The following is a 12,657-nucleotide window of genomic DNA, read 5'->3' as shown; positions in this document are numbered from 1 at the left end:
TCGCAGGTCGATACGCGGACCTATAATTCGTCCACCGTGATCAACCCGTCCTGAATCGCCCTAGCGACCAACGCCGCCTTCGTCGGCGCGGATCGCCCCACATTTGCGTACTTGGTGCGGATTCTGCCGAGATGCGTCTTGACAGTTCCCTCGGTGATGAACAAGCGCTTTCCGACCAACTCTTTCGATTCGGTCTGAAACCAGCTGATCAAGACTTCTTTCTCGCGCTCCGATAGATCTGGCCGTTTAGTGGAATCGTCCGCCGCGATCGCTTTAGCCATCGTAGGGGAGAGATACGGCTGATCGGTACCGGCGGCTTGGATCGCGGCGAGCATGTGTACTCGGCCTTCCGCTTTGGACAGGTAGGTGACGGCGCCGAGATCGAGGCATTCCATGACGATGTGGCTCGCGGTGTGTTGAGAGAAGACGATGACACGCAGACCGCGTTTGCAGAGATCAGCGACCGAAGCGAGCTGCGGCGCTCCCGTCCCGAACTGAAGATCGAGAACTATGACATCGGCGCTACTGTCGCCGAGATCGAACTGTTCGATGTTCTCGTAGGTGCCGACGACGCCTATCGCAGGCGCGGTCGCATCGGCAACCCATCCGGTGATCCCATCGTGAATGATCGCGTGGTCATCGATGATCGCCACCGAAATACGGTCCGCTGATTGAGTGGCGATCATGCTGCGAGCTCCTTATGCCGAGGTATTCCGGTTGTGGATGCCGTGAGCTCGATCCAGGCCAATCCGTCGACGACGTCGACGGTGACTCCGATCAGCCGACCGATTTCGCCCGCAGTATCCTCGCCGCAGTCGCCGACGATACTGATCGTGATGTCGTCTTCCGACCCGGTGAAGACAACCCGCGCGCGGGAATCTGCCTGCGTCAACGTCACCGAGGCGGCGACCAAGAGTAGGTCGCGGACGTCCGGCGGTACAGCGGGGAGCGCGCCGAGGGTGTCGACGGTGACGGCGACTCCACGGTCTTCGGCGCGCCGAATCATCGGCTGAAGTTCGAGCAGCAAAGGGTGCCCGGCGGCATCCGTTTCGGCGAACAGTCGTCGCAGTCGAGCGTCTTCGATCAACGCTGCCGAGCGCAGTTCCGGGTCACCCGGGTCTACCGCGGGATCTGCGAGTTGACGCAAGAGCGGAATCAGCGATGTCGAGATGGCCGCGTACCGATCCGATATGTCCCGCGCAATCGCCTGTTCTGCTTCTTCTTCGGCGAGTCGGCGCACATGATCTGACTCGAGGTCGTTCGCGACCGCAGCGGATCGGAGGAGGTAGTGATTGACGAGGAAGCCGAGCGCCTGCACCGCGCCCACGCTCGCCAGGTTGTAGCCGAGGAGGACGATGATCGAGCGTGAAGGGTCGGCGACGAGTAGCGAGGCCGAAGCCACCGTCCACAGAACGACGAGGACCGCGATCGCCTGGCGCGGCGGACGCCGGTACATCAATGCGACGATGATCCATCCCACCGTGCTGAACGCCCAATTGCGTCCGGTCCCTAAGAGATCGACCGGGGTCAGCCACACTTGAAACGGTATCAGTGCTATCGTCGCCGCCACCATTCCCCAGATCGCGGGTTCTGGAATGCGACGCCGCACACCATATGCCGCAACGATTCCAAACAGCACGCCGGTAGCCATGATGAGGATCTCGGCCGGTCTCTGTGCGGACTCACTGATTACCGCCCTGCATGACTGCGCCACAACCACGACGACCGCTATTGCGGCGAGCGAATACCCGAAGTTCTCGGAGAGGCGTTTCGTCGTCTCGGCGCCGGCAAGGATCGACGCCTGAGTGTGATCGGCAGATGAGCGCGGCCAATAGAGGACGACGGTAGTGCCGATGCCGATCCGACTGTCGATCGTGGCTGCGCCTCCAGCATCTTCCATTCTGTTCAGAATGGAGTTGCGTACGCCGAAGCGTTCGGCAACGCGTGTTGAGTCGGTAGGAAACCCTCGACCATCATCCGATATTTCGACTCGGTCGTCGCCGACGATGATTTCGACTCGATTTGCGTGCGCATGGCGGTCGACGTTCGACAATACTTCTCGTGCGGCACCGATAACCGCTTCAGCGGTTGTGGAATCGAGTAATACCTGTGTGCGACCTAGCACTCGGGCGCTGGTACTGGATTGTCTTGCGAGGAGGCCGAGTTGTTCGACGATATCGATTGACTCGGTCGGGAAATCGACGGCGGACGTGAATCGATCGATTGTCGCGAGATCTCGGGACGCTTGGCGGGCGAGGGCAGTTCTGCTGCCGTACGAGCCTTGCCCAACCATCAACAGCGTCGACGCGGCCGTGTCGTGCATGACCGCGCATTGTTTCCGCGCCGATCGCAGGCGGGCTAGAGCGACGGACCGGCCGACCTCGTCTTCGCCCGCCACTCGCAGCAGGTCATCGGTGATTATCGCTGCGCGACACAGCTTCTGGCGACATAGGGCCATCAGCGCCCACTCGACGAGCAGGAAGTCGAGGGAGAACACATGCCACGGCACGGGCGCTCCTGCGACAAGCGATATGCCGATGCCGTACATCGCGGCGATGAATATGGCGCTAGGCAATGAGATGGGCGGCGGATAGGCCAGCGCGATCCCCAACACCGCGAGCCCGGCGACCGCCAGCATGATGTCCGATCCGGTCGCGAGTGATGGCTCGACCATGAGCCACGGCGTCGAGAGCAAGAACAACGAAATTACGGCGAGATCTGCAATCACCAGTATCTGATGACGGTTCCCGGTGATGAGTCGCATGCCGAACCACGCGGCGAATACGGCGCAGACGCCTATCCCGCGCATCGTTCGGGTAGGGTCGATCAGGTAGAGAACGGCAACGAAGCAGCCGGTGGCATGCAGTGCGGTAACGGCCACCGATCGTAAGAAATGCTGAAGGGTGACCAGAGTGTCCATGGAGGTGGGGCCGTCGTTCGCCGCGCCGTTTCGCTGTGACAATGGCTGCCTCCGATCGATGGGGAGACGTTCCTTCTAGTGCTCAGACTATTGGGACCGAGTCGAGAAGTAGCAGGGTAGTCGATAATCCGACCTCACACCGCGTGCGGATACACGGTCAGCATGTGTGCGCCGAACCAGGAGCTGCCCGCGACGATCACGATCAGCGTGGCGGCTACCGCGGGCGGGCGCCAGCGTGCGATCGAATATGCGACCGGAATCAGCAGCACGAAGGCGGGCAGCAACAACCTCGCCCGACTCATCATCAGCCCCGACGACAACACGATCGACGCGACGACCAGGGTCCCGTAGACGAGGATCGGCCACGGCAGCCTGCTCCACACCGCGACGACGATGAGTCCGAGTGTTGCGATGATGATCCACGACGTCGCCACCGGAGCTATCTCGGCCGAGTTGAGCAACGAGTCGTTGATGAACACGCGAGTGGCTGCGCCCCAATCGAATTGGGTTCCCCAGCCCTCGGTCTGAATGCGAAACCAACCGGTGGGCGAGCCCGTCTTGGCCCACACGAAACCCAGGTATCCCAGAAAGCCCAACGGGCTCAACGCAATTGCCGCCCACGCGCGCGGGCCGTCGCGCCGCGCCAGCAGTGCGGCCAACATCACCACCCCGATGACGACTATCGCGGTCGGACGTGTCAGCCCGACCAGTCCCGCGCAGATCCCGGCGAGCAACCATCGATGCTCGACGACGCCGATCAGTGCCCACACGGCGAGCGCGCAGAACAGCGCCTCGGTATACGCCATCGACAACACGATGCCCATGGGCGCGGCAGCGAACAACACGACGAGGATCAGGCCCACCGACGTCGGGTCAGGTGCGTCGGAGTCCGAGCGCGACGACATCCGACGCGCGCAATACGCACCCAGCCGCGCCGCGCCGACTGCGGCCAGGCACCCCAGAATCACGTTGATGAAGATCGCGGCGCCATAGGCGGTGACGAACGGCAACTTGTCGACGATCCGGACCAGATACGGATAGCCGGGAAAGAATGCGTATGCGGTCTCGGCGAGATGAAGCCCCCGTGCGTCGGTCTGAGAGTAGGGAACACCCGCATAACCGTGTTCGGCGATCGCGAGCATCCACTTGCCGTCCCACGCCGCCAGCGTCGACCCGAGATTCAGTCCTCGCAACTGCGCAAACCGGGCCAACACCCCGAGGCCGATGATGCGGACGGCCAGGAAGACGACGGATGGAAGCAGCCAATCGGCGTGCCGCACGAGAAACGGCGTCGTCTCAGTTCGGGTGGCGTCGGCTTCTACGATTCCGGGCACACCCGCGATGGTATGCGCTCGGCGTCGATCGAGCGGGAAGGCGTCTACGCCCGGTCGCGGTAGACGTCGGGTATGCCGTCGTGGTCGTCGTCGACCTCTTCGACGTCGGCGAGCCGCGAATACGAGCGATTGCGCAGGCGCAACACCACCGCGGCGATGAGCGCCGCGGTCACCGAGCCGAGCAGCACCCCGACCTTGGCGTGTTCGACGCGCGCGGCGTCGTCGAACGCCAATTCACTGATCAGCAGGGACACCGTGAATCCGATGCCCGCGAGGATCGCCACGCCCCCGACGTCGGGCCAGCGCAATCCGTCGTCGAGTGATGCTCGCGTGAACTTCGCCAGAGCGAAGGTCGTACCGAAGACGCCGACGGCCTTGCCCACGACCAGTCCGACCATCACGCCGAGAGTCACATGGTCGTGCAGGGCGCGTTGCAGCCCGGCGAGTCCACCGACCGTGACTCCGGCCGCGCAGAACGCGAACAACGGAACGGCGACGCCCGCCGACAATGGCCGCAGGCGATGCTCGAAATGCTCGGCCAGGCCCGGCCCGGCGTCGGGGCCGCCCGCGGCGTCGCTGCGGATCACCGGAACCGTGAACCCCAACAGCACGCCCGCGACCGTCGCATGAATCCCGGACGCGTGCACCAGCGCCCAGGTCACGACGGCGAGCGGCACGAGCAGCCACCATGACCGAATCCGACGTTGGACCGCAATCGCGAACAGCGACAACGGAATCAGTGCGAGTCCCAAGGCGGCGAAGTTCAACTGCGACGAATAGAAGACGGCGATGACGATGATCGCGAGCAGATCGTCGACGACGGCGAGGGTCAGCAGAAACGTCCGCAACGCCGACGGCAGGTGCGTTCCGACGACGGCGAGCACCGCGACGGCGAAGGCGATGTCGGTGGCGGTGGGCACGGCCCAGCCGCTCAGCGCGGCGTCGTCGGAGCCGACGTTGAAGCCGACGAAGATCAACGCGGGCACCACCATCCCGCCGACCGCGGCAGCGATCGGGAGTGCGGCTCGCGCCGGCTCGCGCAGGTCGCCCGCGACGAATTCCCGTTTGAGTTCCAGTCCGACGACGAAGAAGAACAGTGCGAGCAGTCCGTCGGCCGCCCACGCGCCGATCGACAGATCCAGGTGCAGTTCATCCGGCCCGATCGACGCGGCCATCAGGCGGTGGTAGGCGTTCGACGCCGGGCTGTTGGCGAGGATCAGCGCGACGATCGCGGCGAGCAGCACGAGGATTCCGCCGATGGTCTCCTTGCGGAGGATGTCGGCGACGCGGCTGGTCTCCGACCACGAACCTCTAGTGAACAGTCGGCGACTCGACTCTGACACGGATACCTCTCGGTTGACGACATGACTCTGCACTCGCCGACCAGACTTCCCGGCACACCGGGGATCACGATAGCCGCTCTCACCCGAACAAGCCGCATCTCGTGGCTGACCCGCGCCGGCAGGTGGTTACCCGAGCGCGACTGCGTCGATGTCCGGTCACGCCGGCGCCAAGAAGGGTGGTACACCCGGAGCGGGGTTCGCGCCTTGGCCGGCTCGGCCGGCGGATGACGGGAAACCCGCCGTCGGGTCAAAGCGGCCAGTCGATCGCGATACGCCGCATTTCAGGACAGGTCGGGCGCCCCGGTAAGGTTGCAGAGCGAATGTGTAAAGCGCAACGGAAAGGTTCAACGGCGTGGCACTAGTCGTGCAGAAATATGGCGGATCCTCGGTCGCGACGGCCGAACGGATTCGTCGAGTCGCCGAGCGCATCGTCGAGACCCGAAAGCAGGGAAACGACGTCGTCGTCGTTGTCTCAGCAATGGGTGACACCACAGACGAGCTGCTGGACCTGGCCCAGCAGGTCAACCCGTCGCCGCCGCCGCGCGAGATGGACATGCTCCTCACCTCGGGAGAACGCATCTCCAACGCGCTCGTGGCGATGGCGATCAGCTCGCTGGGCGCCGAGGCACAGTCGTTCACCGGCTCGCAAGCCGGCGTGATCACAACCAGCAGCCACGGCTCGGCCAAGATCATCGACGTCACTCCCGGCCGTGTCCGCGACGCCCTCGACGAGGGCAAGGTGGTGCTGGTCGCCGGTTTCCAGGGCGTCTCGCAGGACACCAAGGACATCACCACACTCGGCCGCGGCGGTTCGGATACCACCGCCGTCGCGTTGGCCGCGGCGTTGCACGCCGACGTCTGCGAGATCTACACCGACGTCGACGGCATCTACACCGCCGACCCGCGCATCGTTCCCGACGCCCGCCATCTGTCCAACGTCTCCTTCGAGGAGATGCTGGAGATGGCTGCGTGCGGCGCGAAGGTGCTGATGCTGCGCTGCGTGGAATATGCGCGCCGCTACAACGTTCCCGTACATGTGCGCTCGTCGTACTCGAACAAGCCCGGCACCATGGTGACCGGTTCAATGGAGGACATCCCCGTGGAAGATGCAATTCTCACCGGCGTCGCACACGATCGCAGCGAAGCCAAGATCACCGTGGTCGGCCTCGACGACACTCCGGGCAACGCCGCCAAGGTGTTCCGGGCCATCGCCGACGCCGACATCAACATCGACATGGTGCTGCAGAACATCTCCAAGGTCGACACCGGCAAGACCGACATCACCTTCACTCTTCCGCGCGAGCTCGGACCGCTCGGCGTGCAGAAGCTGACCGCCCTCAAAGACGTCATCGGCTTCTCCGAACTGCTGTACGACGATCAGATCGGCAAGGTCTCACTCGTCGGCGCAGGCATGAAGAGCCATCCCGGCGTCACCGCGACGTTCTGTGAGGCACTCGCCGAAGCGGGCATCAACATCGAGCTGATCTCGACGTCGGAGATCCGCATCTCGGTGCTCTGCCGCGACACCGAACTCGACGACGCCGTGCGCGTGCTGCACAAGGCGTTCGACCTGGGCGGCGACGAAGAGGCCGTGGTGTACGCGGGAACGGGCCGATGATCATGCGAGCCCTTCGACCGGGCTCAAGAACTACGAAGCGACGGGAGATGTGACTGTGGGTATCCGTATTGGTGTTGTCGGCGCGACCGGACAGGTGGGCGCCGTCATGCGAACCCTGTTGGCGCAGCGCAATTTTCCCGCCGATGAGGTGCGATTCTTCGCGTCGTCGCGTTCCGCGGGGCGCACGCTGCCGTGGGGTGACGGGGAGATCGTCGTCGAAGATGCGGCGACCGCCGACCCGACCGGACTCGACATCGCGCTGTTCTCCGCCGGTGCGACGATGTCGCGCGAGCAGGCACCGCGATTCGCCGCCGCGGGTGTGACCGTTATCGACAACTCGTCGGCCTGGCGCAAAGACGACGACGTGCCGCTGATCGTGTCTGAAGTGAACGGCGAACTGGCGCAGAATCCGCCCAAGGGCATCATCGCGAACCCCAACTGCACCACGATGGCAGCGATGCCGGTGCTCAAGCCCCTGCACGACGCCGCGGGCCTGCAGCGACTGATCGTGTCGTCGTACCAGGCGGTGTCCGGTAGCGGTCTGGCCGGCGTGGCGGAGCTGGCGTCGCAGGTACGCGCCGGCATCGACGACGCCGAGAAGCTGGTGCACGACGGTTCCGCCGTCGCGTTCCCCGATCCGGTGAAATACGTTGCGCCCATTGCCTTCAACGTGCTTCCGTTGGCTGGCGCGCTGGTCGACGACGGCAGCGGCGAGACCGACGAGGACCAGAAGCTGCGCAACGAGTCGCGCAAGATCCTGGGCCTGCCCGATCTGCTGGTGAGCGGTACCTGCGTGCGGGTGCCGGTATTCACCGGGCACTCGCTGTCGATCAACGCCGAATTCGCCGAGCCGCTGTCGGTGGCGCAGGCGCAGGAGATCCTGGCGTCGGCGTCGGGCGTCGAATTGACCGATGTGCCAACGCCATTGGCTGCCGCGGGCAAGGACAACTCGCTCGTCGGGCGTATCCGGCAGGATCCGGGTGTGCCGGACGGTCGGGGACTGGCGTTGTTCGTCTCCGGTGACAACCTTCGAAAAGGCGCTGCACTCAACACGATTCAAATCGCGGAGCTGCTGGTTTAGGTCCGGGGCGAGCTGCACCGGTTTGGGGGTTTCGACGCGGTCGTCACTTCGACTCGGCTATCGCCTCGCTCAGCACGGCGCGCTAGCTGGCGCTCCTCACGGCTCAACCAGCGGAGGGAGCCTGCCGACGGTGAATGCCGGCTCAACCGGCGGATTTGGGTCCTCCATGTCGAGCCGCCCCTCCGCTGGTTGAGCGTGGATTCACCGATGGAGAACTCATCTCGCTGGTTGAGCCGGACGAGCGCCGTGCTGAGCGAGGCGCTAGCCGAGTCGAAGTAGCGCTAGCCGAGTCCGTGTCGAAACCTCTCAGCCACAACGACTTTCGACGGTCCGCGCCGATATCGGCGACTCTCACCCGGCAAGTGTCGCGTGTGCACCTGTCGGATGCACACGCCTCGATGTTCGATTCCCTCACAGTTCGACACGTGCTCTTCCATCAAATGCATTGTGGTACAGGGGTTTCGACACGCTCGTCGCTAGCGCTCCTCGCGGCTCAACCAGCGGAGAGGGCCCACCATCGGCGGATCAAGGTTGAGCGAGGCGAAGCCGAGTCGAAACCGGGCGCGGCGCGGACGCACAGACGATGCCGAGTTTGCGGCAGCGGAGGCCCGTCCGAGGTCGCATCTGCGTCGTTTTGAATGACATTCATCGTAGTCAAGAGTCCATCTCACACCGGCTACCATCTTCGTTGTGAGTATTCTGGACGCCGTGGTCGGCGTGAGCGAAAAACAGCTCGCCGAGTGTGACGAGTTCTTCCATCTCCCTGAGGTGAATCGCATTGCGACCGCGGCGCGGCGTCGGGAAGCGCTGGCCGAGTTCGCGGCGTCGGGCACCTACGACCTCACCGCCGACGAGCTGCTCATCGGCGCGAAGTTGGCGTGGCGCAACCACGCGCGATGCGTCGGGCGCAAGCATTGGCGGACGCTGAAACTGCTCGATCTGCGCGACGCCAGGACGCCCGAGGCGATCGCCGAGGGATGCTGGGAACACCTTCGGTTGGCGTCCAACGGGGGTGCGCTGCAGTCGGTGATCAGCGTCGGACCGCTGCCGCTGGGCGACGGTCGCGAGTACCGGATACTCTCACCGCAGCTGATTCGCTACGCCGGCTACCGCAACGACAACGGGTCGATCACCGGGGACCCGGCGCACGTCGAGATCACCGAGATGGTGACCCGGCTCGGATGGCGCGGCGAAGGCACTCGCTTCGACGTTCTGCCTGTCCTCATTTCGACGCCGGACGTGCCGTTGAGTTGGTTCGACGTCCCGCGCGATGCGGTGCTGGAGGTGCCGATCAGTCATCCCGAGTACGACTGGTTCGCCGAGCTCGACCTGAAATGGCATGCGGTTCCAGCAGTTTCGAACATGGACTTCTCGGTCGGCGGTCTGACGTTTCCGCTCGCGCCGTTCTCCGGCTGGTATGTCTCGACCGAGGTGGGTGCGCGTAACTTCAGCGACGCCGATCGGTACGACATGCTTCCGACGATTGCGCACAAGCTGCACCTCGATACCCGCAGCGAACGCAATCTGTGGCGCGACCGCGCCTTGGTGGAGCTGAATATCGCTGTGCTGCACAGTTATCGGGCGGCGGGAGTGATCATGGTGGATCATCACACCGTCGCCAAACAGTTCATCGACCACGTCGAGCGCGAAGCGAAGCACGGTCGGGAATGCCCGACGGACTGGTCGTGGATCAACCCGCCGATGTCGTCGGGTCTCACCCCGACGTTCCATCGCTACTACGATCCGCCGGATCTGGACATCAGGCCCAATTTCATCGGCCGCGTGGGGAATGGATGCCCCGTCCAGGGGTAGGGAAGCGTCGCCGCTGATTGGGTGGGTGGATGCGGTCTGCCGGTGCCGCCGTCGTCGCCGTGTCGACGGAGCGGCTGGCGATGGGTTGCCTCGTACGTAGCACCGGTACCCAGCGGATCGTTCGGTCCCGACGGTGCAGCGGGGCGACTCGCGCCGAGACCGCGTCGGGGGTGCGTTTACCGCTGCGGACTGCGTTCACGCGGCGGTCGTCGAACTCCCGCGGCGGTAGCCGGTTCCCGCGGACGTAACCAGCGCAGCGTGGCAGGGTTACCGCCGCGGGCATCTGGTTACCGCAGTATGTCGTTACCGACGTAGCTCTCCGCGCGCGCTGATGGCTTGACCTCACCAAACTCATTCGAACAGCTCATGATTTCGTCGACACCGGCGCGGGAAATATGTGTTACCGATGGGTAGCTAATTGCCTGAAAGTGAGGTAGGTTACCAGCTCGTGAGACAAAATCGGGGAAATATCTCTAACCGTTCAACTTCTGTGATCGGACGGCTCGCCGCCGTCGTGACCAGCGTCGCTGCCGCGGTCGGGGTGGCCGCAGCGGTGGCGCCCACGGCGTCGGCCGCCGACTTCTATCTGCCGCCGACGAAGTTCGCCGACACGCCGGGGTCGATCATCCGCAGCCAGCCGTCGCCGCTGCTTCTGCAGATTCCGGGCATCCCGAACCAGTGGCCGGGCACCGGCACTCGCATCATGTACACCTCGACCTACCAGGACGGCAAGCCCGCGGCGGTCACCGGCACCGTCGTCGAGCCGACGGCCGCGTGGCGCGGCAGGGGGCCGCGCCCGACGGTCGTCCTCGGGCCGGGGACCGTCGGCCAGGGCGATCAGTGTGCCGGGTCGAAGATGATCTCCTTCCCGATGTCCATCGATCCGTCGAAGCCAAGTCTCGCCGTCAACTACTCGGGCCTGGAGATGAACCTCTTGCTGCTCAACGGAGTTCGCGTCGTGATGACCGACTACATCGGCATGGGCACCCCCGGCATTCACACCTACGTCAACCGCGCGGAGGAAGGCCATGCCATGCTCGACGCCGCGCGGGCCGCACTCCGAATTGCCAAGGCGCCCAAGAACTCTCCGATCGGATTGGCCGGCTATTCGCAGGGTGGCGGCGCGGCGGCGTCGGCCGCCGAACTGGCGTCGACCTATGCGCCCGACCTCAACGTGAAAGCCACTTACGCCGGCGCGCCGCCGGCCGATCTCGCCAAAGTGATCGACCGCATCGACGGTACGTTCATCGTCGGCGGTATCGGCTATGCGATCAACGGGCTGGCCGCGCGCTACCCGAAACTGGGGCCCATCCTGGCCAAGGAGACCAATGCGCAGGGCAAGGCGACACTGAAAGCCGTTGCGACACAGTGCATCGGTGACACCGGGCTGAGCTTCGGATTCCAGCGCACCAATCAGTGGACGAGGACCGGTGAGTCGTTGTCGTCGGTGATCAAGCGCTACCCGGAGGTGGCGAAGATGGTCGACGACCAGCGCATCGGCAAGCTCAAGCCCAACGCGCCCGTGCTCCTCGAAGGCGGATTCAACGACGACGTGATCCCGTATGGACAGGTCGCGCAGCTCTACCGGGACTGGAAGGCTCAGGGCGCCGATGTGACCATGGTCAGCAACGGAATCCCGCCGATCTTCCCGGGACTCGTGGTCAATCACGCGCTGCCGATGTTGACGACGCTGCTGCCCGGGATGAACTTCCTGATGTCGAATTTCGAGTAGCCCGGACTTCGACGTTCGTACCACGGTAGTCCGCTGATACCACGGTGGTCGCAGTCGTACAGGCGACTACCGTGGTACGAAGGCGAAGCCGCGGCGTTGATGGGAGATGTCGTGGGCTGTATCTCGGCATGACATCCGTTGCCGAATTGTCATAGGCTGGGACAATGACAGCTCCGGCATTTTATGACGAGCTCCGGGCCCTGCGCCTCGAACGAGCGCTGGATGCGTCCGTCGAGATCATCACCGAGGAGGGCTGGGGCCGGCTGACCATGACCAAGGTCGCCCAGCGCTCCGGGATACCACGCCAGAGCCTCTACAAGGACGTCGGCACCAGGTCCGAGCTCGGTGAAGCCGTGGTGACCCGCGAGGCGGACCGGTTCCTGACCGGCATGCGCGATGCCATCGCGGCTCACCCCGGGGCAGTCGCCGACGCCGTCGGCGCTGCTGCACGTTTCGCCCTGGTGTATGGGGAGTCCAACGTCCTGTTGAAAGCTGTCTTGCAGGGCCACGACGTCGAGCTTCTGGAGCTGCTCACGGTGCGCCCGGAAGCTGTGCTGGCACAGGCCACCCGGGCCTTGTCCGAGGCGCTGGGTGATCCGCCGGAGTCCCTGGTGGACACCATGATCCGGCTGGTTCTCAGTCACCTGTTGCAGCCGACGGTGAGCATCGACGAGGCCGTCGCCCGGATTGTGCGTGCCGTCTCGCCCTAGATGATTGATCCGCGGTGGGGTGTAGTGACGTCGGTGGCGGAGGCGTCGTGGTCCGGGAGAGCCGGCGTGGGAAAATCGTCAAAATAGCAGGTCGCCGAGGGCAGAAT

At 64.4% G+C, this 12,657-nt stretch carries 9 protein-coding genes; 5 read left to right on the top strand and 4 right to left on the bottom strand.

All coding sequences use genetic code 11. The features are described from left to right. Positions 1-20: 20 nt before the first annotated feature. The 4 genes from HH308_RS28060 to nhaA all read right to left on the bottom strand — a co-directional run bounded on the left by HH308_RS28060 (position 21) and on the right by nhaA (position 5,597). Complete coding sequence (locus HH308_RS28060; RefSeq protein ID WP_312870880.1) at positions 21-653, bottom strand: response regulator; 633 nt, start codon at positions 651-653, stop codon at positions 21-23. 29 nt (positions 654-682) lie between these two features. Next, complete coding sequence (locus tag HH308_RS28055; RefSeq protein ID WP_170197586.1) at positions 683-2,881, bottom strand: ATP-binding protein; 2,199 nt, start codon at positions 2,879-2,881, stop codon at positions 683-685. 173 nt (positions 2,882-3,054) lie between these two features. Further along, on the bottom strand, positions 3,055-4,245 hold the full coding sequence (locus HH308_RS28050; RefSeq protein ID WP_376767302.1) for a glycosyltransferase 87 family protein: 1,191 nt from the start codon (positions 4,243-4,245) through the stop codon (positions 3,055-3,057). A 53-nt stretch (positions 4,246-4,298) separates the two neighbouring features. Further along, entirely contained in the window at positions 4,299-5,597 is a 1,299-nt protein-coding gene (nhaA, locus tag HH308_RS28045) for a Na+/H+ antiporter NhaA (protein ID WP_170197585.1), read from the bottom strand. A gap of 352 nt (positions 5,598-5,949) precedes the next feature. Here nhaA and HH308_RS28040 point away from each other — a divergent pair, with 352 nt between their 5' ends. From HH308_RS28040 to HH308_RS28020, 5 genes are all read left to right on the top strand, one after another. After that, on the top strand, positions 5,950-7,215 hold the full coding sequence (locus tag HH308_RS28040) for an aspartate kinase (protein WP_170197584.1): 1,266 nt from the start codon (positions 5,950-5,952) through the stop codon (positions 7,213-7,215). Between the two features lie 55 nt (positions 7,216-7,270). Then, positions 7,271-8,296: an aspartate-semialdehyde dehydrogenase gene (locus tag HH308_RS28035; RefSeq protein ID WP_170197583.1), complete on the top strand. Its 1,026-nt coding sequence runs from the start codon at positions 7,271-7,273 to the stop codon at positions 8,294-8,296. A gap of 690 nt (positions 8,297-8,986) precedes the next feature. Next, positions 8,987-10,108 carry a nitric oxide synthase oxygenase gene (locus HH308_RS28030; RefSeq protein ID WP_170197582.1) on the top strand — a complete coding sequence of 374 codons (1,122 nt, stop codon included), beginning with the start codon at positions 8,987-8,989 and terminating at the stop codon, positions 10,106-10,108. Positions 10,109-10,556: 448 nt separating this feature from the next. Continuing rightward, complete coding sequence (locus HH308_RS28025; RefSeq protein ID WP_170197581.1) at positions 10,557-11,840, top strand: lipase family protein; 1,284 nt, start codon at positions 10,557-10,559, stop codon at positions 11,838-11,840. 164 nt (positions 11,841-12,004) lie between these two features. Continuing rightward, the gene (locus HH308_RS28020; protein WP_170197580.1) at positions 12,005-12,550 is read left to right on the top strand and encodes a TetR/AcrR family transcriptional regulator; all 546 of its coding nucleotides are present in this window, start codon (positions 12,005-12,007) and stop codon (positions 12,548-12,550) included. Positions 12,551-12,657 lie beyond the last annotated feature (107 nt).

This window comes from Gordonia asplenii (assembly GCF_012933505.1).
Lineage (GTDB): Bacteria > Actinomycetota > Actinomycetes > Mycobacteriales > Mycobacteriaceae > Gordonia > Gordonia asplenii.
The sequence above is the reverse complement of the archived record's forward strand: the minus strand, read 5'-3'. Positions and strand labels throughout refer to the sequence as shown.

Bases quoted from the DNA above. Each gene is read 5' to 3' on its own strand.
- HH308_RS28020 (WP_170197580.1), top strand. From the start codon at position 12,005: ATGACAGCTCCGGCATTTTATGACGAGCTCCGGGCCCTGCGCCTCGAA.